We start from the raw sequence: 26,215 nt of genomic DNA, 5'->3' as shown, positions 1-26,215 counted from the left end.
TAAGGTGCTTACCCGTTGATAAAGTTGCCTTAACGGCGCTTGCAACCGCTCTAATCCGGCGTGTGCAGGCGCTGTTTTTGTTTCTTGCGGCTGCCTTGGGAGGCATAATAAATCTTATTGGGGGAATGGAGATGGCTGGTCGATTAGGGGACGTATACGGATTCGTAAAACGCGCAGGTCAGAAAATCGTAAATGGAGCAGGCGATGAAATATTGCTGCGCGGTGTCGGATTCGGGAGCTGGCTGCTCCCTGAAGGATATATGTGGAAGTTTCCGGAAGCGGGTGACCGGCCAAGACGGATAGAGAAAATGGTACGCGAGCTGATCGGCGAGGAGAAGGCGGCTTCCTTTTGGGAAATCTATTATGATACATACATTGCTGAAGCAGATATCCGGCACATTGCGGAGGAGGGCTTCAACTCGGTACGTTTTCCGATCAACTGGCGATTTCTGATGGCGGAAGGCACGGGGCAATATAATGAGAAGCATCTCGCGCTGCTGGACCGGGCGATTGGCTGGTGCCGGGAGCATAAGCTGTACGTCGTACTTGATTTGCATGGTGCTCCGGGCGGCCAGACCGGCGCCAATATCGACGACTCCGAAAACGATAAGCCCGAACTGTTCTTAAACGATGACTACAGGAAATTAGCCATCGATATATGGCGCATGCTGGCGGAGCGTTACAAGGATGAGTGGATCGTAGCGGGGTATGATCTCCTAAACGAGCCTCTGCCGGACTGGAATGCGCAATATAATGACAGGCTGATGCCGTTGTATAAAGAGATGGCGGCGGCTATCCGAGAGGTTGATGAGCAGCATATGATTATTATAGAAGGCGCGCATTGGGCGACGGACTGGTCGGTATTTGACGAAGTGATCGACGATAACCTGATGCTGCAATTCCATAAGTATTGGAACAGCCCGGACACGGCAAGCATACAGAAGTTTCTGGACAAGCGCGAAGAGCTTAACCTGCCGATCTATATGGGGGAAGGCGGAGAGAACAATATCGAATGGTACACGGGTGCGTTCCGTCTGTATGAGGATCATAACATCTCCTGGAACTTCTGGACTTGGAAAAAGCTCGGCACAACCAATTCGCCATGCTCGGTTATGATGCCAGAGAACTGGGACAAGCTTGTTGCTTACTTGAACGGAGGCGAAAAGCCAAGCGCCGAAGAGGCGGAGCAGATCCTGTGGGCGTATCTGGATAATCTAGCGCTTGACCGCTGCGTCTACCATCCGGAGGTTGTACGTTCGTTATTGTTCCGGACGCCAATCCGGATTCCGGCTATTTTCTACGGATACTACGGAGAAGGCATCAGCTATGGAGTAGGGGAACGAACCGTGCGGAAGCTGGGCTTCCGTGACGAGGACGGCACGGATATCCGCTTCACGGACAGCGAGCGGGAGACGGCGCATTTTCAGCATGGCGGAGGGCAGTCGTGGGAGCCGCAGGACTGGCTGCATGTGCAGTTGGCACCGGGGGATTGGCTGGTGTATGAGCTGTATTTGCCGGAGGGTACGGAATTAGAGCATGTCGTGACGGTACGCACGAAGGCCATTGAAGGTGAGGCGGTGGCGGTTATCCGAGTGAATAACCATCTTGCGGGCATTTGTGCTTTTACCGGTACGGAGTGGCAGGAGACTGCCGCAATCGAACGCGTTACGCTGGCATCCGGCCGCTGTCGCGTAACCATTAAAGCCGAAGGCGGACTGCTTGCGGTAGAGTGGGTTAAGCTGGAATGTAATTAACGGAAACATTTGACAAAAAATGATATTTTACGATATTATAGAAATAATTTTTGAGCGAAGCACGCCAAAAGCCTTACGGGTTTTTTGTGTGCTTTTTTTCTATGCAAAATTGCGAATATGGGGGAAGCAGGCAAAAAACAGAGGCGTAATAGCGCTTAAAAATCATAGGGGAGATGATAGATTGTGAGAAAAAGATGGATTTCTATTGTTCTAGCTAGTGTCGTTACGGCAGGGAGTTTGGTTGGATTAGGATTAACCGGTAACGAGCGGAGTGTTGAAGCAGCTGCCAAACCTTCGTTCAAGGATATCGACGGGCATTGGGCGGAATCGTCCATTGAAACAGCGGTGCAGGCTGGGGTACTCAACGGTTATCCGGATGGGTCGTTTAAGCCTAATAACACAATAACGCGGGCGGAGCTGCTCAAAGTTATGGCCATGACTTTCAAAATCGAAGTGGGCGCTGGCGGCTCCAATTGGTATGCGCCTTATCAGACTGCGCTGTCCAAGGCGGGCATTTACTTGGATGGGGATTATCCGGGCAACCTGAACAATCCCGCCACCCGCAACGAAATGGCGAAATTAGCGGTACGGGGCAAGTACACGGAATATCGCGGGAAAAAGTTAAGCGCGGCGGAATTGATGTTCCGCGCGGTGAACAAAGGAATTTTGTCCCGTTCCGGGACAAAGGCGGAGACGATTAACACCGAAGGAACAACAACCCGCGCGGAGGCCGCAGTACTGGTGACAAGGCTGTTGAAGCTGGCTAACGGCGGTAAATTAACGGTTGACCAAGGGGCATCGAGCGCAGCGGAGATTGCTTGGCATCGACATAATATGATTACGATGTTTGATCAGAATGATTTGGTGAAGCTGCCTTACTCCGTAGATATTAGCAAGAAGTATAACGTGACGATTGATAAGTTGATCATTTTGGATCCTGCGGATACGAAGGGCTTTTATGCGGAGTATTTGAGGGGGGCTAGTTATTATCCGGTGAACAAAACTGAGAAACCAAGTGATGGCTATATCTTTGCTTATAAAATAATTGGTAAAAGTTTAGTAGCAGACGGATCAGGTATTTCAATGAGTAGCAGCTTTTACACATATACAGAGGGGAATGCAGGTACGATCGATCTTGCACCACAGTATATGTATAAGGATGGTAAATTAGTTGAAAGAGAAGGTCTCTTCTATAACAGTAGGGAGTTCACTTTTAATAAAATAAGTAGCTTAGCACATAATTATCTGTTTGAACTGATGCCTAAAAAGTATATTGAATCTCAAATTGCAAAGTACGGTGGATTTCCAATACATTTAGTTCGGTATAATGTTCCATTTGGAAGTGGTGAACAAATCTACTTAACGGATGTGAAGGATCAATGGGCGCATTAAACAAGATTTTGCCACATATCCTTGTTTTTGCATTAATATGCAGTCTATTTAGTTTCCAATATAGAGCAACCGCAGCGACAGAATCAGACATTATCAAATCACAATCCATATCCTTTAAGGCTAGTGAAAAATATAATGAAGATTCCTCGCTATCTAATTTTTCTATGGATTTAATAGTTCCATCAGGATATAAACCTAAGTCGTATCAATTATGGATGATGGTTTCAGACAGTACTGGGAAATTAAAACTAATGCAACAATCAACAGGAGCTGTTACTAGTAGTAAGTTGCTGTTAAATAAAATTAATGGAACAAAAATAAAAGCTGTTGCTACTGGTGTGCAGTCAGATATGTATGCTGTAATAAATCGAAGATCTAATGGGAAACAGTGGGTGATCGAAGGTAACAGCGTTGGGCCATATAACGTAACGCCTAAATCGGGAGATGCTTGCTGGAGTGGAAATCTTTCTATATGTCCAGGACTCTTGTCAGGAAAAGATGATAATGGGGTAACAATTAACGGTAACCTTAGAGCAAGCGATGGATGGATTAAAGCTATTAGCGATGGAGTAGATGCCCCTGTTTACTTTTATTCTTCAATTGATGGATCAAATATTTATAAAACAGCATTAATTCAATCCTCTGTCACTGTAACGAAGGCGACGCCTATAGGTAGAGCGCAACATAGAGTTGAAAGTAAAGGTAAAGGAGTATCGGGAAAAGGTCTATTAACTGTTGCTATTCCTCCTGTGAAAGGAACTTATCTTGAAGAAACAGTTTGTTCGGGATGCTCGGGAAATGCAACTGCACAAAAATATATTATGCAAACAGCTTTAGACTGGTCTGCTGAGACTTATTATTACGAAGGCGAAGTCCGAGTAACCTACGAACCTATCCCACCGGTAAATACGCCAACGGTTTCTTGCGATTGTTCTGCAGAACCGGACACCATTATCTTCACTGACAAAGATGTCCCGGTCACAGCTACACTGACTGCTTCTCTTTCAGGAAAAGACACTAAAACCGTCAAGAACTGGACGATCTACGGCCGCGCCGATGATGGCAGCCAGTACACAACCTCAACGGTTGGGTATGGCTTGGATAAGATCGAGCATAAGTTCAGCTTTACTATTCCCAAGGCTAAGTTAAATGGTATCGATAGCTACACCGAGACATGGGTCATGCGTGCCCGTGTAAACTTCACAGACGGTACTACGGCGGAGCAGCCAATAGAGTGTACAACAACGGTTACGAAGCCAGGTGCCGCCACGCCGGATCCGGGAGGAACTCCAACTCCGCCTCCAGCCCCACCGGTCACCGCAGACGTTGAGTTTATACCTAATACCATTATTACCGGTGATCAATCAACGCTGGATAACAACTCAGACGGATATACATCCATGAGTTGGACGTTTTCCAACAACTTGCAAGAATTAATACCGGATGATAGTCAATACCGATACCCTAACTTAAAGTTCGATAAGCCTGGTTTCTATCAAGCAAAAATCATGGTAACTAATGGAACAGAGACGAGATGGGATACGGCTTCCCTGCAAGTATTGGATCCTAAACCGGTTGCAGTGGTTACAGGGCCAACAAAGGTTATTCAGGGAAGAGATTTCTCAAACATCTTCCATCTGTATAATTCGTATACACCGCTTTCCGAGCGTGGGGTAACTGTTGATTTTACGAAGAACCAGACGCGGTACAAAAGGGTTGAAGATCCGGGCTATACGAATGGCTGGCCATCCAAGGGCCCAACAACTCTTGGTCAATACTCCGTAGAGGGCAAGGTTTTTGATTCACAGGGACGTGAGAGTGACTGGGGTACTCATATTTTTGAAGTGGTTCCCGATCAGCCGCCGTTTGTAAGCATCATGAGCCCGGAACAGACCTATCGGTTTAACGAATCGATGATCTATATCGATGCTGCAAGCGTAGATGGCGATGTGCTTGCAAGCATGAAAATCGAAGAGCGTTACGATCATGATAATGACGGCAACTATGAAGAAGAGCCGTGGACAACCATTTACGAAGGGCCCTTCAAGGATACGTATCCCGTTACTTATACGACCGTAGGGAAGAGGCAATACCGCGCAAGCGTGGCGGAGGATTACGGTCTAACGGCCATATCCGAAATTGCAGCAACCAACGTTCTCAACTATTCGCCATTTGTAAATTTTGATGTGTCTGGCCTGACGCAGCAGCCGGATCAGGGTGATGACAGCGCACCTGAGGATTTAGCTTACTCGGGCGAATCGATTATGCGTTCGTGGAAGCTAATTCAGCCATACACAACCAACGCCAACAAAACGATAGGCTGGAAAACAAATAATGGAGCCCTACAAACCAAAAATGCAAAGATGGCGGACTTCTTTATTAAGTATCCGAATATGGGTTTAGGTGCCAATAGCCGCTCAAAATACGAAGTTGCTGCCGATCTAACTAAGCTGCCTGTCTGGGGATTGCCCAAGAATGCGATTGCAGTCCCATACATTTATGCCGGTCATCGTCTCTATTCACGCGAAGGCGAGGAAATGGTAGAACGCAGTGCAAAGAATGGTACGGAGATTAGCCGCTTCTCTTTATCTGCAGTTAGTGGTTTAACTTATCTAGGCGCAGATAAGAACGAGAATTTTTATTATGGGTCTGGGTCATACGGAGCAACAAACTATGAGGTTAAAAAGATTAATAATCATGGAGAGCTCATAGGCAACTATACCATACCGATATCAGGAGAAATGTCTTACATCATGTATTTCGAAGTTTCGGACGACGGACAAAATCTCTATATGGCCTACCGTGCAAGGACGGGGGCCTCTCAAGAATACTGGAACGTACATGCAGTAAAATATTCCGTTCAGGATAAGTCTGTGAAGTGGGATGTAAAAACACAAGATATAAGGTATAGCCCTACCTTCTTGCAGAATTATAAAGGAGTTATCGACTCTGACGGTGATTTATATTTAACATGGGCCACTCAAACCACTTATGATGGTTATGAGGTCTATGCGATGGCGGTTAATGGGGATACAGGAGTCATGGGTTATGGATCCAGAGGGGCTAGTAATTCCGATATCTCCTATATGACTGCGACGACAGAATATACTCGCGGCCGCACGGATAAATGGAAGACGCTATATTTCAATGTATCGGGCTATGTTCAATACTATAGTGGTGGAAGCAATATGAATACGACTATGTATGGATATCAATGGAATAGAACAACTGGTGCTCTTTCTAAAATCTTTTATGACAACATTAACGAACCTACGCAGTATGGCCTCGAATATTGGGAAACCTGTAAAACATGGTGTGACACAATGAGTTGGGAAGATACTTATGGTGTTGGTACCCCCATTATTTATCCAGACGGTACGGTATATGCAACAACTCGTTACCAAGGGGCAGAATATTACTTCGACCAGTATTTACAACAGATCAAACCAAAGGCAAGTGGAAATCTCGTTGCAAATACAAAGGCCTTTTTAATGCCTAGCGGGAATATCGCCTATCCAACGAATGGGGCCTTTGCGGATTATACAAATGCGATTTACAAGCCTTATGCTTCTATTGTTGTAAATGGAAGGGGCCCTATTGATCCCTATAATAACACCAAAGGCAGCATAAATTACTACAATGAAGTGACGGATACGAGCTATACGTGGACGAGTTCTTTCTTAAAAGATCCAACATTAAATACGAGCATATTACCGGATGGCTCTTTTTATGGATTCTCAGCGCCAGGTACGGCCTCGGGAATTCAATATGTCTTTCCGTTTGTGCCTTCTAGCGGTAGCGGCGATTATCCGAAAGTCATCGATGCTAATACCGTGGAAGTTGTTGACGCAACGTGGGCGGGATTATGGTACGATCCGGCAACTAAGCTGAAGAACGATCGTCTCTCCTTCAACGTCGCTGTTAACGATGCGGCTAACGATAAGCCGATTGGGGCTGCAATTCATATCCAGGACGGAAAAAAAATGTACGCAGCCGAGTGGACCAAGGACAAGCTTACGTTATTCAAAGTCGCAGCGGGTACGAAAACAGCTTTGCAATCGGTAGACTATCCGCGATCACCGTTTGTAACGTATCCCTTTGAGCTTGAAGCCAGTAACGGCACTTTGCGCGTCTATATCAACCATGCTAAATTGATTGAAATTTCAGACACTACGTACAGGCAAGGTTCAGTAGGCATCCTGTCTCTTGGCCAGCAGCAAGCTAAGTTTAGCGATGTAAAGGTTAAGAATTATGGGGATTATTATGTGGAAGAAACCCATCAATCCGTTCTGGTGGGAGAAGAGATCAAATACGAGACCATTTTTGACGATATCGAAAAAGATCCCGAGTTGGCCGAAAAGTGGAGCTACCTGCATGATCCGAATTATTTTGCCAACTCGCTTGGGGAAAGTGCATTTGACGGGAAAACCTTCGAGGTAAAGCTTCCATCGCTGGATAAGCCTGGCCTTTACAATATCACGTTTCGAGCAAAGGATAGTCCCGGCATGGATGAATATGAGGCGTGGTCGGAACCTGTAACCAAGGAACTTTATGTGCACCGACGTCCAATTGCCCGGCCTGATGTCCAATTCACGGGTATTGTTTATCCCGAAGGGGAGACGCTTGATTATGCTACATTCGACACCTCCTATGATCCGGATATCCCGGATTATTTGGCGGACCGCAAGTTCCGGACCAGATGGGCCGATGAAACGGCGTGGACTGCCGGGAAGAGGGAGCTCTATACCCGCCCTGGCGTGGAACTCATTATTCAAGAGCAAGTGCAGGATGGCTTTGGCGTATGGTCCTACTGGGTAGAGACTCGCGTATACAAGGAAGCGCTCCCTGCTGCAAATCAACATAGGCCGCAGATGATTATCGCCTATCCGGGAGGAACTTTGGCTAGCCCGACTCTGCTTGGAGGAGAGCCAGTCTTGCGATGGACGTACAGCGATGCCGATCGTGATCCGCAAGAGAAGTTCTATCTGAAGGTCTCCTATGTTGATAATGGGGCAGCCATTATGGAAGGGACATTTCCCGGCAACGATACCTCGTTCATTCTTGATGAGGGAATCAAGCAGGGACGAGAAGTAAAAGTGCAAGGCCGCGTCTATTCCAAAGGATACTGGTCGGATGACAGCAATATCGTATATTTTATTTTGAACACGCCGCCAGTGACGCATCTGTTGTCTTTTAACGGGGCAAAAGCTTCTGAACCTATCTATACGAATAATAATCGCCCGCTGCTGAAAGTATCCGTTACCGATGTTGATAATCAGCCGGTGTCCAGGGTTGATTACGAGGTCTTTTACAACGCAGGTTCAGAGCTTGCGGTAGACACAAACAGTGCGGTCAGCGCAACCTCCTATACCACCCCGGCATTGCGGGAAGGACTTCATAACTGGAGGGCAAGAGCAAGCGACAGCTTTGCATGGGGCGGTTATTCGGAGAATGGCTATTTTTTTGTTGATACGGTTCCACCGAATGATACGAATGAGCAGCTTGAGATCAAGCCAACATCGGTAAAGGTTACGTTTAATCCGTTTAGCGATGCGGCACCGTCATCCGGTCATGCGTCTAGAGCCTTTTATATGCAAAAAGTGAATGAGGACGGTTCAACGACTAACATAGATTTGAACAACAACGGAACCGCGGAATACAGCATTTCTCTCTCTAATGCAACGACCAGCTACACGGTAGGAGGGCTGCTAGCTGGAGCGAAGTACCGGCTGATGGTGGTGGATTCGGACGTTGCAGGGAATATGGGCCAATACGAATATATTTATTTCTCAACGAACCGTCCGCCAACCGCAGATTTTGACTGGTCGCCAAAGCCGGTATACGAGGGGGATACGGTCGTGTTTACGACTGCCGCATCCGACCCGGATAACAATGATCTTGCTATAACGTATAAGCTGACTAGTCCAACCGGCGTAACCAGAACCTTCGCTTATAGCTTCAAAACACCTTATCCGTTAACGGGCCCAAGCCTGCGAATGACGGAAACGGGGGACTGGACGATGCTGCTCTCGGTCAGCGACGGCATGGAAACCGTTCAGACCGAGAAAAAGGTAAAGGTACTGGCTCTTGGATTAACGGGTTACGTGAAGCATACCGAGCAGTGGGATGAGAAACGGAAGGAATTCAACAAGAAGCAGAGCGGCAAGGAGGATTCGCCGCGGGGGTATAACGTATTTTGGGCCGGCGAGAAGTTCCTATTGTCAGCTTTAACGACAAACACCGGAACGGCAACAAAGGCAGATCGGGTCGAAGTTGCGATGAAAAGCTATTCCGCATCATTAACGTCTTCGAACAGTTCCCGTTCCGGCTGGCAAGGCGAGCTGTGGGAAAAAACATTCAACGATTTCAAGAAAGGGCCGCTAATCTTCGAGTTCACGGCTTATTACAATAATGGCATTGTGAAGCGGGATACGGTGACGGTACAGATTGAAGGCAATGTCTACGATATCGTAGGCGTTCATAGGGTGAAATAATACAAAAAGGCTGCCCATTCGAGGGCAGCCTTTCTTCGTTATCCGGTTTTGATTTTCGTAAAAAACTTGCTGATCGCATAATACGCGGCGCCTCGTACGGCCGACTGATCCTGCAGCTCTGCGAAAAGAATCCGAAGCCGCTCGCGATGGTAAGGCAATGTCCGGCGGGTAACGGAGGATTGCACCGCTTCCTCAAGCCATGTTTTTGCCCGGCTCATGCGATTGCCGATGATCACAACGTCGGGGTTGAACACGTTTACGATGTTCGAAATACCCGCCCCCATATACTCGCCAATCTTAAAGAATAACGCTCGAACCTCTTCGTTGCCAGCTTCCGCTGCATCAAGAAGATCCTCTAAATTGTCGAAGCCAAGCGGAGCAGCTTGTTCGAGCAGCGCATTTTCGGAAGCATAAAGCTCCCAGCAGCCTTCATTGCCGCATCGGCAAGGCTTGCCGTTATATTCAATGGACAGATGCCCAAGCTCTCCGGAGAATCCGGTAGCTCCTTTATATAATTCTTTATTAAGAATAATCCCCGTACCGATACCAATCCCGACGCTGACATAGATCTGATGGGCGATGCCGCGGCCAGTCCCGTATTTCTGCTCGCCTTGCGCGCCCGCGTTTGCTTCATTATCTATTGTAACCGGCAACTTGAACTCTTCCTCCAGCATGTGCTGAAGCTCGACATGCTGCCATTCCAGGTTCGGGGCAAACAGGATGGAGCCCTGGTCATCCACGATACCCGGCACGCCAATGCCGATTCCCACAATTCCATACGGACTGGCAGGCGCTTTGCCAATGAGTTCTTGTATACATTGAATCAGTTCCTTCAGGGTGAACTCAAGCTGATGCTTTTTGAGGCTTCGCTGAAGCTCGGCCACCACATTGCCCTCAAGGTCGGCAAGCACCCCGCGAATATAATTGACGCCAAGGTCGATGCCAACGGCATATCCGGCCATACCGTTAAACAAGAGCATAACCGGTTTGCGTCCGCCGCTTGATTCCCCGGGACCAATCTCTACCACAAGATCACTGTCGATCAAATCTTGAACCAAATTGGAGACAGTTGCTTTGTTCAGCCCCGTAAGCTCGGAAATTTGCGCTCTGGAGAGGGGGGCTTGTTTCAGCACGGCTTCCAGCACGATGGATGTATTTATTTTTTTAATAAGGGTCAAATCGCCTGTCGTAGTTACTTTCAACTGCAATTGCCTCCGTCCATGTCGTCCATTCAGCCTATTGTATCAGAATTTCCCCGTGTACGGCTGTAGTAAACATATTAACACAAAAACTTAGTTTGTTTAATATACAAACTAAGAATGGGAATAATGAAGGTGTAGATGTGGATTGGCGATTCGTCCATCGTTGGACAAACAGTAATGAGGTTATTAAACGATGAGCAGGGGAGAAAAAGGGGAAAGCCTGCTTGAGGTAAATTTGAGTTCAAACCTACCTCTTATTTATGTTGACGCTTCGACAGGATAAAGCGTTTAAAAGCATTGATTTCATTTAATTCTTCCTCGGTCCAATCCTCGCCGTTTGTTTCTTCTTGATTAGGTTGAAACGTAAGATCCATTCCATTTTCTTCGATGAGATTACTCTTCTTGAGTCCAAATCTGTTCGCGATCTTCTCGATTGCGCCCATGCGAGGCTCTTTCAGGCCTGTCTCCCAAGCAGAAACGGCTTTATTCGTAACACCTGCAATATCAGCGAGATCCTGCTGCGTTAGGTCGTATTTTTCACGTAGCTTTTTTAAATTTGCGCTGATACTCAACGTAATCACTCCATACTTGTTTTAAGGTAATTGTACAAAAAAAGATCCATTAAGATCAACTTAAAGATAGATAAAACGACATTTCTAACATTGACAATCTACTTTAAGAAGAATATTATGGAAACAACTTAGGCATACGAGAGGATGATGCAATTTGTAAAATGAATATCGCTGAAAGGAAGATATTTTTTTGACTACCAATCTACTTTAAGTAGATATATCCACCAAAGGTGGATAATTAGTGGCTTAACCGGCAAAGCAGGGACTGCCTTGGGGTAGGAGCCAAGACAGTCTTAAGGCAAATCTAATTATTGATAGTATAGCAAATATTGCGAGATATGAAAGGTTCTAATCAAATATATATTAAGCCCGGCAAAGGAGAAATTGAGGATGAGTGAAAAAACAACGGAAGAAAAACAAGTTATTCATCAATTAAATAGATATAAGCAAATCCAGGCTAGAATCCAGGTTCTCGATCATTATCCGATAGGAGCCGGTTTGACGATGAGATGGCTTAATCAGGACGATAAGCTCCAGGCTTTGCATCAGAGATTGAGGGGAATGCCAAGTTATAAGTACTTAACGAAACACGAACAGAAATTGGAAAAAGCGGCAAACGCCTATTTGTCCAAGCAACGGACTGGTCTCAAAAGTCAGCTTGTCGAGATTCCAAAGGAAGCGGAAAAAGAAGAGGACGAGATGCTTCTGGCTGAGCTGCGCGGGAAAATCAAGAAGGTGATTGCCGCACGGGGATACGATGATACAAAAAATGATTTTGACGCCGTTCTTGATCGCATAACCGAGCTGCAGTATTTGCAGGAGGAGCTTAGTCAGATCGACACTATCCTTATGGCGCTCGAGTGCTATAAACCGAATTTATCCAAGCTCCTTCGCTTGAGGTATGTTGAGGGAGAAACGGTAGAAGAAACGATCAGCCTTCTGGGGATTGTGGAACGGACATATAAACGTTGGAGAAAGCAGGCAATTGAACAGTATATTATACTTTCGGCATAAAGTATAAAGTTGTCCCTAAGGTTGTCCCCTTGCATGTACTGTTTAGGCAAGTCAACCCGTGCTAATATGATAGTATCAAACGAAATGTTAACCAGTAGCCAGCCGCCCCCCCTAGGGCGGCTTTTTACTTGGATGTCAGGCTGCGGACAATAGTTCCGCGGCCTTTTATCGTAGGCTAACATTATCGGATGATGAAGGGGGAGGTTGATGGCATATGAGCTAACCAACGGTTTGGGTGAAACATGAAATGTGATGATCGGCAAAGCTTTGCGATAGCGCAGGGCTTTTTTTGTTGTCAGTAGAAATCGCGACTATGTCGAATTGATCGATTGGAGGCGAACGCAATGGAACAATCAGAAATTCTTCACCTGGCCGCCCTTGTGGCGGCTTTTGTTGGTGTAATTAAAGGTTATGGAGTCACGGCCAAACATAGCTCAGTCATAGCAATTGGTATAGCTGCTATCTTGGTAATGGTACCTTCTGCTGTACGAGATACTATCGTTAACATTGCTGCAATCGGGCTCACTGCATCTGGTGCATACAGCTGCGTTAAAACGAAGAATAGTGGCAAGGATGCAAATTAAATCAGCCATTGACATAGAGAGGCTTTTTTTTGAAATTATGCTGCTTATTCAGTATGGAGGTTTGTTCGGAACCCAATTTCCAAATTATTTTCAACTTGCAATAGGAACGTATGTTTGGTATATAATAGGAACACATGTTCTTATTAAATAGTCGGCCTATATAGAGCGAAGCGTTATCGCTTGTTTTCTGGCATCTTCAAATATGAGGATCAGCTATTATCAGGAGGGTAGTGTGATTCGAGTGGTCTTTACATTTAAAGAAATTCGCCTTGCGAACCAACTGGAGGTTAGTGACGTTGCTGCACGAATAGGTGTTTCCAATGACTTGTTATTGGAGTACGAGAAGGACAGCCGCTTGATTCCATGCAGCATAGCCATGAGATTATGCGCTCTTTATCGCGTACCTACAATTGACCTGATTTATATCGGTAAGCTGCCGGACTAGAAATGGCAGTTTTTTATTTCCCTTTTACTTCAGTGTATTGAAGCAAACGAAGGGGAATATTACTCCTGAAAAAATGTTAAAAAATATCTTAGTTTGTTTAATAGACAAACTAAGTTACCCGTGCTATATTATTGGTGAGCGTTTTCAAAACACATTTAGCTAACGAGAAGATTGAACTTATACTCGTACATTTTAAAGGAGGATATTCATCTCATGACGTATTTCGCTAACATCGGCAAGATCCAATTCGAAGGCAAAGGCTCCGACAATCCGCTTGCATTCAAACACTACGATCCTAAACAAGTGGTTCTTGGCAAAACTATGGAAGAGCATCTTCGTTTCGCGGTTGCTTACTGGCACACTTTCAACGCTAACGGTACGGATCCGTTCGGTAACGCAACGATGGTCCGCGGCTGGGACAAATTCGACGGCCTGGACCGTTCGAAAGCTCGCGTAGAAGCTAACTTCGAATTCCTGGACAAAATCGGCGCGCCGTTCTATGCGTTCCATGACGTGGATATCGCTCCTGAAGGTGCTACGCTGCAAGAAACGAACAAAAACCTCGACGTTATCGTCGCTATGCTGAAAGACCAACAACAACAAACCGGCAAGAAATTGCTGTGGAATACGGTTAACATGTTCTCGAACCCGCGTTATGTACACGGCGCTGGCACAACTTGCAACGCTGACGTATACGCATACGCTGCCGCGCAACTGAAAAAAGGCCTTGAAGTGGGTAAAGAGCTGGGCGCTGAAAACTATGTATTCTGGGGCGGCCGCGAAGGCTACGAGAACCTTTTGAACACGGACATGGGCTTCGAGCTCGACAACCTTGCCCGTCTGTACCATATGGCTATCGCTTACGCGAAAGAAATCGGCTTCGACGCTCAATTCCTGATCGAGCCTAAGCCAAAAGAGCCAACTAAACACCAATACGACTTCGACTCTGCAACAACAATTGCATTCCTGCAAAAATACGGCCTGAAAGACTACTTCAAGCTGAACCTTGAAGCAAACCATGCAACGCTTGCCGGCCATACTTTCGAGCATGAAATCCGTACGGCTGCAATCAACGGCATGCTGGGCTCCCTTGACGCTAACCAAGGCGACCTGCTGCTCGGCTGGGATACCGACGAATTCCCAACTGACCTGTACTCGACTACACTGACGATGTTTGAAGTTCTGAAAGCCGGCGGTCTGACTCGCGGCGGCGTTAACTTCGACGCGAAAGTGCGCCGTGGCTCGTTCGAAGATCAGGATCTCTTCCTGGCTCACATCGCTGGTATGGATTCCTTCGCTTGGGGTCTGAAAGCGGCTGCGAAGCTGATCGAAGAAAGAATCTTCGACCAAATCGTTGAAGACCGTTACAGCAGCTTCAAATCCGGCATCGGCGCTGACGTTGTTGCAGGCAAAGCTTCCCTGGCATCCCTTGAAGCTTACGCTTTGCAAAACAACCCGATCGTTAACAAATCCGGCAAGCAAGAGCGCATGAGACTGATGCTCAGCGAAGTTATTTTCAGCGTTTAATTAGCTGGGAAATAACTTAGGCAACGGGAGGATTACGTCAATGAGTTATGTAGTTGGTATAGATTTAGGCACAAGTGCCGTAAAGGCATTGCTCGTTGACAAGAACGGAACGGTAGCTGCGGAAGCATCCCGCAGCTATCCGCTGTTCCACGAGCATTCCGGCTGGAGCGAGCAAAAGCCGGAGGACTGGGTTCAAGCTACAATCGAAGCTTTAAACGAACTTGCTTCCTCCAACGGCATCGCTGCCGACCAGATTGAAGGCATCAGCTTCTCCGGGCAGATGCATGGCCTTGTGCTGCTGAACGCAGAGAACAAGCCTGTACGCAACGCAATCCTGTGGAACGATACGCGTACAACGGAGCAATGCCGCGAGATCGAGCGCACGCTTGGCGACAAGCTGCTTGGCATTACCCGCAACCCGGCGCTTGAAGGCTTCACGCTTCCGAAGATTCTGTGGGTTCGTCAATACGAGCCGCAAGCGTTCGAGCAAGCGAAGCTGTTTGTGCTGCCGAAGGACTATGTTCGTTATGCTCTGACTGGCGAGCTGCATATGGATTATTCCGATGCTGCGGGCACTTTGCTTCTTGATGTAGCGGGGAAAGAATGGAGTGGTGACGTGCTTGCCGCGTTTGGCCTTCCTTCTAGCTTCTGCCCGCCGCTGGTAGAATCCCATGGTCTCGTAGGCACTTTGCTGCCTGAGATTGCGGAACGCACCGGGCTTCAGTCTTCGACAAAAGTATTTGCCGGCGGTGCCGACAATGCTTGCGGAGCGATTGGCGCTGGCATCCTGTCCGAAGGACTCACGCTGTCGAGTATCGGTACTTCGGGCGTTATTCTCGCTTACGAGAATGACAAGGACAAAGACTTCCAAGGCAAGGTCCATTTCTTCAACCACGGCAAAGAGAATTCCTTCTATGCGATGGGCGTAACGCTTGCTGCAGGCTACAGCCTGAGCTGGTTCAAGAAAACCTTTGCTCCTAACGAATCGTTTGACGAAATGCTGCAGGGTGTAGGCGAAGTAAAACCGGGTGCGGGCGGATTGATCTTTACGCCTTACCTCGTTGGCGAGCGTACGCCTCATGCTGATCCGGCTATCCGCGCAAGCTTTATTGGCGTAGACGGCTCGCATGAACGCATTCATTTTGCCCGTGCGGTAATGGAAGGAATCACGTTCTCGCTTAACGAGTCCGTTGATCTGTTCCGCAGCGTTGGCAAAACGGTCGACAAGGTGGTTTCCATCGGCGGCGGCGCGCAAAATCCGGTATGGCTGCAAATGCAGGCGGATATCTTTAACGCAACGGTTGTTGCGCTTGAGAATGAACAAGGCCCGGGCCTTGGCGCGGCAATGCTCGCAGCTTACGGCTGCGGCTGGTTCGACAGCCTGGAAGCTTGCGCGGAGCAATTCGTGAAGCATGCGGCTTCGTACGAGCCTCAGCCTGAAGCGGTTGAGACGTACAAAGGTTTGTTCCGTATTTACCAGCAGGTTTACGCGCAGACGCGCGGCATGAACGAAGAGCTTGTTGCTTACCGCGGTTAATTACCGCACCATATAACGCGAGTTGATACCGTTTCTTCCGGTTAGCCGGGAGGAACGGTTCTTTTTTTTGGTTTGGGACAAAAGAGAGGCCGTACCCGGCAGGAGGGGTACGGCCTCTCTAAATGCTAGGACTTGCTCTCGGATACGACTTCTTCCTTCGTATCGGAGACAAGCTCTTTCGCCGACGACTTGAACTCGTGAAGCGTGCGGCCTACGGCCCGGCCTAACTCGGGCAGCTTAGAAGGACCAAAAATGATCAACACGACAACAAGAATCATCATAAGACCAGGGAATCCAACGTTTTGAAGCATACGATCATCTCCATTCTATTGTTATTTTGCATTTTAGCTCCAATTAAAATCAGTCTTGGTTATGATTGCTTGGGTAAGCGGCAACGGCTTCGATCTCGATCAGCCAATCCGAGTTGACAAGGCTTGCGACACCAACGGTAGAACGCGCCGTTTTGACGGGGTTCTCTTTGGTATTGAAGTATTTGGCATAGGCTTTATTCCACCCGTCAAAGTCGAACTTGCCTCCTTTTGCGGCATCAGGCGCTATGTATACGCGCAGATACGTGACGTCCTTCATAGAGAGGCCTTGCTCTTTCAGCAGGGTCTCGATATTTTTAAGGACGCTGAGGCCTTGCTTTTCGGTATCGCCGTAACGATCGTAGATCGTTTTGCCTTCCTTGTTCACGACGGAAGGGACCGTGCCGCTTGTTTCGAACGTTGCCGTGCCTGCCGGCATCGCTACAGCGCTAGAGATCGCGGAAGAGGGATTGCCGTAAAATTCAGGCTCATGAATAGGGGCGAGCGGGTATTTATTGGGCGTAACCGCCGCGTATACGCTGGCCGTTGCGGCGAGGCAGGAGATTACAATCGCCCCGGCGAGTACTTTCATTTTTCCAGTCATCTTCATTATAGGCTCCTCCTTGTCTATTCCTTCATGACGCGCTCGTGAATGTCGGTAACAACCGAACGCGCGGATTCAATGCCGCCTGCCATCCAGGCCGTAATGTAGCTGATATGCTCGCCTGCCAGATAGACGCGGCGGTCAGGCTTGCAGAGCACCGGATAGTTGGTTTTGCGGTCGTCTTCCGAGTAGGAGACCCAGCTGCCTTCGTTGTATTTGATCGTTTTCCAGTTCACGGAGAACGAAGATTCAAATTCGTTATAGTATTGCGGGTGAATTTTGCCGCCTTGTTCAAGCGCATGCGCTTCGCGTTCTTTGAAGGATAACGCGCCGATCTTGTCCGCGTTGGCGCCTTGGGCATAGTAGCCAAGCAGCAGGCCCTTCTTCGCAAAATAATTCGTTGGCGGATAATAGATCGACGAGATATCCATATTCGTCAGCGTATTGCCGCCGTAGATTTGGTCGTCTTCCTCCCAGAACCGCCGTTTGAACTGCAGACCGATTTTACCCGCGTTCGCGTATTTCGTATTGTTGATGGCCTTGGTCATCTCCGGAGACAAATCATGCTTGATGTTCTTCAGAACGGAGAGCGGGATCGTACAGATCAGGAAATCGCCTTCGATTTGCTTGGCTTCGCCGTTCAAGAGGTCGGTATAGGTCACCTGCACCTTATCTCCGACATGCTTGAACTCGGTTACTTCGGAGTGGAACTTAATCCGGTTGCCAAGCCTTTTCTCAAAAGCCTTCGGAATCGCGTCAATGCCGCCGACAGGATGGAACATCATCATTTGCTGATCATAGCTGTACTCGCTTGCGAAGAAATTGCCGAAGCCGGAATTAATGATCGCCTTCATCTCGAACGGATCGCGGATAACGCCGGCATCAAGCCTTGAACCCGGTTCATCCTTATAGCCGCCGCGGGACGATCCCTTGTAGAAAAGATCGGCGTCGAGATTGCCTTCGGAGCGGAGATAAGCGACGATTTTCTCCTTTTCCTCCGCGGAAACCGGAAGGTCCAGTCCAGGCTGATTGATGGATTTGGCGAGCAGCTCGTTAACGTAGCCTCTTACATCGGCCTTTGCCGCCCGCTTGCGGACGCGGGTACCGGACAAAGCTCCGACGTTTTCATTGTAATAGTAGGCACTTTCGTTGACGTTGTTGAACGGCTCCATCGCAATGCCGAACTCGCGGCAGTAATCCATCGTGACGTGGAACTGCGGGATACGCATCGGACCCGCATTCAGGTACATACCGTCATCAAACCGCGCAACCTGCTTTTGTCCGCCAAGCTCAGTTACCGTCGTACCGCGGCGTACCGACCAGTTACGGCCACCGGAACGGGCGCGGGCTTCAAGAATCGTACAATTATAGCCGGCTTTGCCGAGCTCATAAGCTGCTGTCAGGCCGGCGACGCCAGCGCCGAGGATAACGACTTTTTTGCCCGATCGGTTAGTGCCTTTCAGATCCCAGCTGGATGGAGGCTCATACTCCGCTGCTTTCAGCGTCTCTGGCGAAAATAACCCCATCGTCCCCATTACGCTAAACACGGCGGCGGCACCACCGATTTTGCCGACCGTCGTCAGAAATTGTCTGCGCGACAGTTCATTTGGCGTCTCTTTTGTTTCCATGCCCGTCAACTCCTTCGCTTGATCGATTTGCTCGTCTCGGAAAGAAATGTAGCACGGTTTTTCAAGCCTTCGCCAACATTTTGTTAGAAACTCTTACATAAATAAAATTTATTACTAAGATAAAAATAATCGATCAAAAATAGATTATTAGGTAATTATAACCATTTATAGGTGCGAGCAGAGACTCCATATCTCATAAAAACGCAGGCTACTCCAGCATTTGAACACAAAGAATGTTCGTTTTGTTCGTTTGGGTTCATCTAATTCGAACAAGCATACCAGGGCTATCGGTCCCATTGACGAAGAAACAGACCGCTGATATATTTCGAATCAAAGAAGTTTATGTTAGAAAACATTACATAACCGTTAGGGAGGCGTGTGACGATGAAGGACAAAGTGATGAGTATTGGAATCGTTAGCGACTTAACTGGTTTGACGGAAAGACAAATTCGATATTACGAGGAGAAGCAGCTGGTTTTTCCGGTGAGGACCAAAGGCGGGGCACGCAAATATTCCTTTGACGACGTTGACCGCCTGAAGGAGATTAACGACAAGCTGAGGGACGGCTTCCATACCTTTGAGCTGAGAAAACCCGGAAGGTTGTGCAGCGAATGAAGAGGATTGAGGAGACTATGACGCTGCTTGGGCATTTAACGGAGCTGCGCAGCCGGATCTGGAAGATTCTTATCGTGGTGCTGCTGTCGCTTGGAGGGGGACTATATCTATCGCCGAAGGTGCTTCGTTATTTGAAAAGCGTGCCGCCTGGCTCGGAAATGACATGGAACGTTTTCTCGCCATGGGACGGCATCCGCATGTATATGTCGGTTGCGCTCGTAATCGCCTTGGCGGTATCGCTGCCGTATATTTTGTACCAGCTGTGGGGCTTTGTGAAGCAGGGGCTCCATCCCGGGGAGCGGAACGCCGCTTTGCGGTATGTGCCGTACAGCGTGATCTGCTTCTTTACAGGGCTGGCCTTCGGTTACTTTGTGGTTTTCCCGATGAGCTTCTCCTTCACTTCCAAAATAACAAAAAGCATGGAGCTTGTAGAGACGTATGGGGTTGCTCAATATTTCGGGTTTATGTTCAATATTGTGCTGCCGCTCGCGATTGCGTTCGAACTGCCGGTTATCGTTATGTTTCTGACCAAGATTGGAATCCTGACGCCTAAAGCTCTTCATAAAATGAGAAGATACGCGTATCTGGTGCTAGTCGTCGTAGCCAGCTTGATATCTCCGCCGGAGCTGATTTCCCATCTGCTGGTATTTGTTCCTCTTGTGGTTTTGTACGAGATTAGCGTTCTCTTGTCACGAATCGTATACGGAAAAAGAAAGGCCGCGGCCCTTGCGGAAGTTTCCGGAGCGTAAAGTTTATTCTACTGTTAACAGCCTTGGCTTATAGCCAAGGCTGTTTTTAATTTCTAAGAGCTTATAGGTTTTTATGGACATGGCTTAGAATCTTACCTTGTGCGGAAAAGATTAAAAGCTTTTGCTTTTTATCCGCTAATTGAACTGCCGCAGACAAAAAGCGAGCAAATACGGCAAAATCATGGATTTCCTGCATGCTTATGAAGTTGGTTGTTATTTACATGTAAGATATACTAACATCATAATCGAGCAAGTCCAGAGGAGGGCTTTATATGCCGCAAACATTCACAAACAAATGGAAGTGGAAAATCTCGGTAAGCCAGAGGCTGACGTTATCCTTCCTTGCAATCGTTATTATTTTGGCGGCGAACGGCGCGCTCAGCTTTAACCGGATGGGCAAGCTGACAAGCAACGCGCAGGAAATCTCGCAGGTGTGGCTGGCTAATATCAAAAGCATTAACGAAATCAATTATCTGAACGAGCATATGCTGACCATCCAATACAAGATGGCGTGGGAAGGCAATCCGCTGAAGCGCAAGCTGCTGGAGGAAGACGGCGAATATACGATCGTAGTTCTGCAAAAGAAGCTGCAGGAATTTATGTCGCTTCCGAAATCGGGCGATGACATGAATTTGTCCCGTAATCTGGAGGGGGAGTGGAAGGCCTATCTGGCGTTATACCGGAATGTCATCCGTTACTCCAATATGGAGGAGGAGAAGCAGGTCGGCGATTCCCTGATGTCATCGGAGCAGTCTTTCAGTACGATGCAGTCTTACATAAATACGCTTATCCGGATTAATGAGGAAGGGGCGAAGGCTGCCGAGCAATCCAGCCAAAAGATTAACCGCGAGGCGGTAGTGACCATTGCCATGAGTCTTGGTGCCGCGCTTGTTCTGGTTCTCGCCCTGCTCTATTACGTGCGCCGGACGATCTCCCTGCCAATCAAACGCTCCTCGGATGTTATAGCCGAAGTGGCCGCGGGCTCGCTTTCGGTTGCTATTCCGAAGGTAAGGAACAGAGACGAGATAGGGGTTATGGTGCAAGCGCTGCAAGGGATGGTTGACTCTCTGCGGACCACGATGCAAAGCGTGCAGACGGCTTCAACCAGCATATCCGCGGCTTCGGAAGAGATGCTAGCGGCCTCCGAACTAAATGCCGGCACGGTCGAGCAAGCTTCCGCTATGTTCCGGGAAGCGGCATCGGGCTCGCAGGAGCAGCTCCACAGCTTCGAGGAAATTTCCCGCTCAACGGAAGAGATGGCTCGTGGAACGCAGCGTATTGCGGAAAGCAGTTCTGTCGCGACGAAGCTCTCGGCAAATGCGGAGCTGCAGGCGAAGGAAGGGGCGGAGGCAATAGGAGAAGCTGTCCGGACGATGACGGACATCGATGACACCGTTCAGTCAGCATCCGAGCATGTCGCGCTGCTCGAGAGCCGCATGAACAACATTGGCAGGATCACCGATTTTATCGGCTCTATATCCAAGCAGACTAATCTGCTCGCGCTTAATGCGGCAATCGAAGCGTCAAGAGCGGGTGAAGCGGGAAAAGGTTTTGCTGTTGTCGCGGAAGAGGTTCGCAAGCTGTCAGTCCAGACGGCGGCCTCCGTTTCCGATATTGCCGGTGCAATAGGCATGATCAAGGAAGATATGATCCTCACCGTTCAAAAAATGAGCGCGAGCCGAGCGGAAACGATAAAGGGTTTGGAAAAAGTAAACGCGGCGGGCCGCTCCTTCCGTCAAATTACGACCGCGGCAGGGGAGGTGTCCGGCAAAATCGGCGAGGTTGCGAGCGCTGCCATGCAGCTTGCCGCAAGCTCGGAGGAGGTGTCCGCCTCTATCGATCAACTGACCGAAATCGCGCGCCGTACCTACGATATTGCCAGGGAAGTCGCGCAAAGCGCGGACAAACAAACCGCCTCGGCTGAAGAAATTGCATCTGCCGCAGGCGGTTTGACCGGTATCGCTCAAGACTTGAACGACTTGGTTATGAAGTTCCGTTTCTAACGATCGTCTAATAACGTTTAAAGCCGCTCCATATCGATTCCGGCTTCACCCCCAGCTCTCCGGCTATCAATTCGGCCGTAAGACGCTGGGGCTTTTTGATTTTGCCATTGCGGATTTTGGAGATGGTCGTAAGCGAAATTAAGGTTGATTGCGCCAATGAGGTAGCCGTAATGTTTTTGCTCAGCATCAGCATGCGGAGCTTGTATGCGGCATCCTCTTCCCGTACCGACTGAAGCGTGCCGGTCAGCAGAACGACATAACCCTTGAACTCTTTGTTTCCGTGGAAGAAGGGTTTGATAATAACGGTTGTCATCCGGAGCTGATCGCCGAGATACAGCCTCACATCGGTCTGCTCGGTAGTGCCGTGAGCACGCGCGTATTCCATGATGCGGCGGAGAGGTTTGCGGCTTTCGTCCGCGATATGGTCAAATACGGACTGATTCACCAGGTTGATTGGTTTGAATGGCGAATAATAGCGGATTGCGTTTGTGATTCGGAACTGCTCGGATATTCCAACGCTCATCAGAACCTGGTTATCCATCGCGTATTCTTCGATGTATTTTTCCTCCGACAAATCCTTGCAGATTATAATGAAGCAAGTCTGTTCGCTTGAGGGCAGTCGGCGGCTGGTAAAGCGTACGGGAATGGGGGCGGTCGATTTGGAGATTAACTCCTGTTCGAGCGACTGTTCGTTATCCTCGCTAAGCTGGGTCATAAGTCCGCCGAAGGTAAAGCCTCTTCTTAACAGCCCGTCAGGGTCTGCATCGGTCAGCTCCGCTTTTTTGTATCCGGTCAATTTGGTAAAGGCATAATTAATGTCACGTATATACCATCGGTTATGCTCAAGCTCGACGATAAACATCGGATCAGCCAGCAAATAAAACACGTTCTCCATTATTTTGTCACCTTCCTGGGAGTTATTATGTGAATATCGTTTCAATGTGACGTATGGTGTAAATAAACCTAACGTATAAGAGTATAACTTAAATTATATAAAGTTTTGTTGAAATGACAACACCTTTCATTCATAAAAGTGGGGAATGTTAGGGAATCTTAATATATTGGAAGCCTATCGAAGGAGATGAGATGATGAGTTCGGCTATTTTATTTGATTTCGCTGACTCCTTTAGCGCTGCGCTTGCGCGGGATACCCTGCAGGAGCTTGGATACGAGCCGTTAATGCACGAGGGAAACCGACTGCATATTCACGTGGACGGAAGCGACTTGACCTCGGCGCTGGAAATTGCCATGTCTCATGGCGGCCAGTTGGTGGATCAGTCTGCGATTCAGAACGAGGCTGTCACGGATACGGCTTATTCCCTGAATGCCATTACGATTCCGGCTCATATCGTGAACGAGGATTGGATTGGGGCAGAGGAGGCAACAGACCTGCACAACCGGGATGACGATGCGGATACGACCAATGAGTTTCTCCCGGATCCCGGGGAGTACAGTCATTTCTCCGGGGATGTGCACACGTAATAGAGGAGAAAAAGGAAAAGCGCGGCGTCAGCTGCTTAAAGCAGCCGATGCCGCGCTTGTTCCTGCGCTGTGGCCCGTAGTAAATGCGGCCGTAATATTGTAGCCTCCCGTGTAGCCGTGAATATCGAGCACTTCCCCGCAGAAGTAAAGCCCCTGGGCGAGCTTCGACTGCATCGTTTTTGGATCGATCTCCTTCAGATGCACCCCGCCGCCAGTAACGAATGCCTCTTCAATTGACAAAGTTCCGTTAACCGCAACAGGGAATTGCTTCATCCGCTTGGCCAGCTCGCGCCATGGTTCCTTCGGAATGTTGTCGTACGTGACATCGCCGTTAATCTCGCATTGGCGCAGAAGGAGCTCCAGCAGCCTTTCCTGCACATAGCCCTTCAGCACGTTTTTGACAGCCTTCTTGGGATCAAGCTTGGCAAGCTTCAGCGTCTCGTCGAAGATTTCAGCCTCCGTACGACCCGGAAACAGATCGATGGTAACGAGGGCCGTCTGTCTGCCGTTCTCGGCTTCCGAAGCTTTCTTAAGCTCTTTAACGACAAACTGGCTGCAGCGCAGCGCCGCCGGTCCGGATAGACCGAAATGCGTAAAGATCATATCTCCTTCATGGGAAACAAGCTTTTTGTTCTTGGCATTCCATACGGTCAGCGTAACATCGCGGAGCGACAGGCCTTGCAGCTCCTTGCTGCGAATCCACGGCTCGGCCGAGGTGAGAGGCACCTCCGTCGGGTATAGATCGGTAATCGTATGCCCGGCTTTTTTCGCCCATGGGTAGCCGTCGCCCGTAGAACCCGTATGCGGAACGGATTTTCCGCCGGTAGCGACAACCACGGACTTGGAATGGATAATCTCGTTGGAAGCGAGTCTGATGCCGGTAACGGCGCCGTTCTCGTACAGCACTTCCTTCACCGGCATGTTCGTTCGGATCTCGACGCCTTGCTCCTTCACCTTCCGGATCAGAGCATCCACAACCGTCTTCGCCTTGTCCGATACCGGGAACATCCGTCCGCGGTCCTCTTCCTTCAAGGCAATACCCATCCCTTCAAAGAAGGCGATGATCTCCCGGTTGCCGAATTGATTTAGAGCGCTGAACAGGAACCGCCCGTTTCCGGGAATATTACGGATCAGTTCATCCATTTCATTCGCGTTGGTTACGTTGCAGCGGCCTCCGCCGGAAATACCCAGCTTGCGTCCAAGCTTGTCCCCTTTATCGATAAGCAGGGTAGACGCGCCAGCGCCGCTGGCGGCAACGGCAGCCATCAGACCGGACGGTCCGCCGCCGATAATAATTACATCAAACATCGTTACATTGCTCCTGACTCATGCGTTTTCTTCTTTTACGTATTGTAACATTCTTTTTCTTATTTATTGAAATATAATGAAGACAACTTTAAAGCCATAAAGGAGCGAATAACGCATGGAGCGGACGGATTGGCGGTTCAGCGGGGCTAACGGGATCGAAATTTACGCAAGAGAATGGCTGCCGGATAACCGGGAGCCAAAAGCCGCGGTTTGCATTGTACACGGCATGGGAGAGCATGGGGAACGGTATTCGGCAGTTGCGGAGCGGCTGACAAGCGATGGTTATGCCGTGCTGGCTCACGACCAGGAGGGCCATGGCCGTTCCGCGGGGAAGCGCGGACATCTCTCTTCAATAGAAACGGCGGTTCGTAACACGGAACTGCTGCTTGAGCAGGCGAAAGAACGGCACCCGTTGCTTCCTTGCTTTCTTTACGGCCACAGCATGGGCGGCAATGTAGCGCTCAATTCCGCTCTGCGCCTAAAACCTTCTATTGAAGGTCTCATTTTGAGCAGTCCGTGGCTGCGTCTTGCGAAAGGCCCCAATGCCGTTATGAAGGCACTGGCCAGACTGCTTGTAAGCATTATGCCCAAGCTGTCGCTGTCAACGGGGATCAGTCCCGATGATCTGTACCGCCCCGGTTATGATCAGGCGATAACGTTCCTCGGAGACCCTTTATGCCACAGCTCCATTACAATCAGGACCTTTCACATCATGACGGATGCCGGTGAATGGGCTATCATGCATAGTAACGAGCTTCAGGTTCCGGTTTTGCTGGTGCACGGGACGGGAGATAAAGTGACCTCGTTCGAGGCAAGCAAAGAGGTTGCCGAGCGCCTCGGAGACCGCTGCAAATTCGTTAAATACGAGGGCGGATACCATGAATTGCATAACGATATTTACGCCGTTCATTTGTTAAATATTATTTCCAATTGGCTGGGAAGGCGATTGTAAAATAATGAGAGTTGTGATTTAATCGGACTATCAGGTGAATAGGTG

Annotated in this window: 20 protein-coding genes; 13 read left to right on the top strand and 7 right to left on the bottom strand. The window is 48.7% G+C overall.

All coding sequences use genetic code 11. The features are described 5' to 3' along the window. Positions 1 to 131 precede the first annotated feature (131 nt). From ACR9FF_RS25010 to ACR9FF_RS25000, 3 genes are all read left to right on the top strand, one after another. Positions 132 to 1,754, top strand: a complete 1,623-nt coding sequence (locus tag ACR9FF_RS25010) for a cellulase family glycosylhydrolase (RefSeq protein WP_435165947.1) — start codon at positions 132 to 134, stop codon at positions 1,752 to 1,754. 183 nt (positions 1,755 to 1,937) lie between these two features. Further along, entirely contained in the window at positions 1,938 to 3,146 is a 1,209-nt protein-coding gene (locus ACR9FF_RS25005) for an S-layer homology domain-containing protein (protein ID WP_435165944.1), read from the top strand. After that, positions 3,134 to 9,640 carry a hypothetical protein gene (locus tag ACR9FF_RS25000; protein ID WP_435165941.1) on the top strand — a complete coding sequence of 2,169 codons (6,507 nt, stop codon included), beginning with the start codon at positions 3,134 to 3,136 and terminating at the stop codon, positions 9,638 to 9,640. The genes ACR9FF_RS25005 and ACR9FF_RS25000 overlap by 13 nt, the downstream gene beginning before the upstream one ends. A gap of 38 nt (positions 9,641 to 9,678) precedes the next feature. Here ACR9FF_RS25000 and ACR9FF_RS24995 read toward each other — a convergent pair whose 3' ends face one another. Then, complete coding sequence (locus ACR9FF_RS24995; RefSeq protein ID WP_435165938.1) at positions 9,679 to 10,842, bottom strand: ROK family protein; 1,164 nt, start codon at positions 10,840 to 10,842, stop codon at positions 9,679 to 9,681. 254 nt (positions 10,843 to 11,096) lie between these two features. Beyond that, the gene (locus tag ACR9FF_RS24990) at positions 11,097 to 11,414 is read right to left on the bottom strand and encodes a helix-turn-helix transcriptional regulator (RefSeq protein WP_127491855.1); all 318 of its coding nucleotides are present in this window, start codon (positions 11,412 to 11,414) and stop codon (positions 11,097 to 11,099) included. A 390-nt stretch (positions 11,415 to 11,804) separates the two neighbouring features. On the opposite strand from ACR9FF_RS24990, the gene ACR9FF_RS24985 reads away from it, so the two are divergent. The 5 genes from ACR9FF_RS24985 (at position 11,805) to xylB (ending at position 16,521) form a co-directional block, all read left to right on the top strand. Next, positions 11,805 to 12,428 carry an ECF-type sigma factor gene (locus ACR9FF_RS24985; RefSeq protein WP_435165934.1) on the top strand — a complete coding sequence of 208 codons (624 nt, stop codon included), beginning with the start codon at positions 11,805 to 11,807 and terminating at the stop codon, positions 12,426 to 12,428. 344 nt (positions 12,429 to 12,772) lie between these two features. Beyond that, on the top strand, positions 12,773 to 13,012 hold the full coding sequence (locus ACR9FF_RS24980; RefSeq protein WP_435165931.1) for a hypothetical protein: 240 nt from the start codon (positions 12,773 to 12,775) through the stop codon (positions 13,010 to 13,012). A gap of 232 nt (positions 13,013 to 13,244) precedes the next feature. Then, positions 13,245 to 13,457, top strand: coding sequence for a helix-turn-helix domain-containing protein (locus tag ACR9FF_RS24975; RefSeq protein WP_317980015.1), 213 nt, complete (start codon positions 13,245 to 13,247; stop codon positions 13,455 to 13,457). A gap of 213 nt (positions 13,458 to 13,670) precedes the next feature. Next, on the top strand, positions 13,671 to 14,984 hold the full coding sequence (gene xylA, locus ACR9FF_RS24970) for a xylose isomerase (protein WP_127491849.1): 1,314 nt from the start codon (positions 13,671 to 13,673) through the stop codon (positions 14,982 to 14,984). Between the two features lie 40 nt (positions 14,985 to 15,024). Beyond that, on the top strand, positions 15,025 to 16,521 hold the full coding sequence (gene xylB / locus ACR9FF_RS24965) for a xylulokinase (protein ID WP_127491847.1): 1,497 nt from the start codon (positions 15,025 to 15,027) through the stop codon (positions 16,519 to 16,521). 125 nt (positions 16,522 to 16,646) lie between these two features. Here xylB and ACR9FF_RS24960 read toward each other — a convergent pair whose 3' ends face one another. The 3 genes from ACR9FF_RS24960 to ACR9FF_RS24950 are packed head-to-tail and all read right to left on the bottom strand — an operon-like array spanning position 16,647 to position 19,061. Then, positions 16,647 to 16,832, bottom strand: a complete 186-nt coding sequence (locus ACR9FF_RS24960; protein ID WP_015846706.1) for a twin-arginine translocase TatA/TatE family subunit — start codon at positions 16,830 to 16,832, stop codon at positions 16,647 to 16,649. Between the two features lie 49 nt (positions 16,833 to 16,881). Next, positions 16,882 to 17,439: a RidA family protein gene (locus ACR9FF_RS24955; protein WP_127491845.1), complete on the bottom strand. Its 558-nt coding sequence runs from the start codon at positions 17,437 to 17,439 to the stop codon at positions 16,882 to 16,884. Between the two features lie 17 nt (positions 17,440 to 17,456). Further along, positions 17,457 to 19,061, bottom strand: coding sequence for a flavin monoamine oxidase family protein (locus tag ACR9FF_RS24950; protein ID WP_201008171.1), 1,605 nt, complete (start codon positions 19,059 to 19,061; stop codon positions 17,457 to 17,459). 384 nt (positions 19,062 to 19,445) lie between these two features. Between ACR9FF_RS24950 and ACR9FF_RS24945 the strand changes: the two genes are divergently transcribed. The 3 genes from ACR9FF_RS24945 to ACR9FF_RS24935 all read left to right on the top strand — a co-directional run bounded on the left by ACR9FF_RS24945 (position 19,446) and on the right by ACR9FF_RS24935 (position 22,428). Next, entirely contained in the window at positions 19,446 to 19,676 is a 231-nt protein-coding gene (locus ACR9FF_RS24945; RefSeq protein ID WP_201008170.1) for a MerR family transcriptional regulator, read from the top strand. Further along, positions 19,673 to 20,425, top strand: coding sequence for a twin-arginine translocase subunit TatC (gene tatC / locus ACR9FF_RS24940; RefSeq protein ID WP_435165924.1), 753 nt, complete (start codon positions 19,673 to 19,675; stop codon positions 20,423 to 20,425). Before ACR9FF_RS24945 ends, tatC begins: the two co-directional genes overlap by 4 nt. 272 nt (positions 20,426 to 20,697) lie before the next feature. Beyond that, positions 20,698 to 22,428 carry a methyl-accepting chemotaxis protein gene (locus ACR9FF_RS24935; RefSeq protein ID WP_435165921.1) on the top strand — a complete coding sequence of 577 codons (1,731 nt, stop codon included), beginning with the start codon at positions 20,698 to 20,700 and terminating at the stop codon, positions 22,426 to 22,428. A gap of 7 nt (positions 22,429 to 22,435) precedes the next feature. Here ACR9FF_RS24935 and ACR9FF_RS24930 read toward each other — a convergent pair whose 3' ends face one another. Further along, positions 22,436 to 23,323: a helix-turn-helix domain-containing protein gene (locus ACR9FF_RS24930; RefSeq protein ID WP_435165918.1), complete on the bottom strand. Its 888-nt coding sequence runs from the start codon at positions 23,321 to 23,323 to the stop codon at positions 22,436 to 22,438. Positions 23,324 to 23,517: 194 nt separating this feature from the next. Between ACR9FF_RS24930 and ACR9FF_RS24925 the strand changes: the two genes are divergently transcribed. Continuing rightward, positions 23,518 to 23,910 (top strand): hypothetical protein, encoded by a 393-nt coding sequence (locus ACR9FF_RS24925; RefSeq protein WP_236013510.1) that lies wholly within the window; start codon positions 23,518 to 23,520, stop codon positions 23,908 to 23,910. A 27-nt stretch (positions 23,911 to 23,937) separates the two neighbouring features. Here the strand turns inward: ACR9FF_RS24925 and ACR9FF_RS24920 are convergent, their stop codons facing one another. Continuing rightward, entirely contained in the window at positions 23,938 to 25,218 is a 1,281-nt protein-coding gene (locus tag ACR9FF_RS24920; RefSeq protein ID WP_435165915.1) for an NAD(P)/FAD-dependent oxidoreductase, read from the bottom strand. Positions 25,219 to 25,333: 115 nt separating this feature from the next. On the opposite strand from ACR9FF_RS24920, the gene ACR9FF_RS24915 reads away from it, so the two are divergent. Continuing rightward, the gene (locus ACR9FF_RS24915) at positions 25,334 to 26,170 is read left to right on the top strand and encodes an alpha/beta hydrolase (protein ID WP_435165912.1); all 837 of its coding nucleotides are present in this window, start codon (positions 25,334 to 25,336) and stop codon (positions 26,168 to 26,170) included. Positions 26,171 to 26,215 lie beyond the last annotated feature (45 nt).

It is taken from the genome of Paenibacillus glycanilyticus, assembly GCF_051200795.1.
In the GTDB taxonomy this organism is placed as follows: domain Bacteria; phylum Bacillota; class Bacilli; order Paenibacillales; family Paenibacillaceae; genus Pristimantibacillus; species Pristimantibacillus glycanilyticus.
The sequence above is the reverse complement of the archived record's forward strand: the minus strand, read 5'-3'. Positions and strand labels throughout refer to the sequence as shown.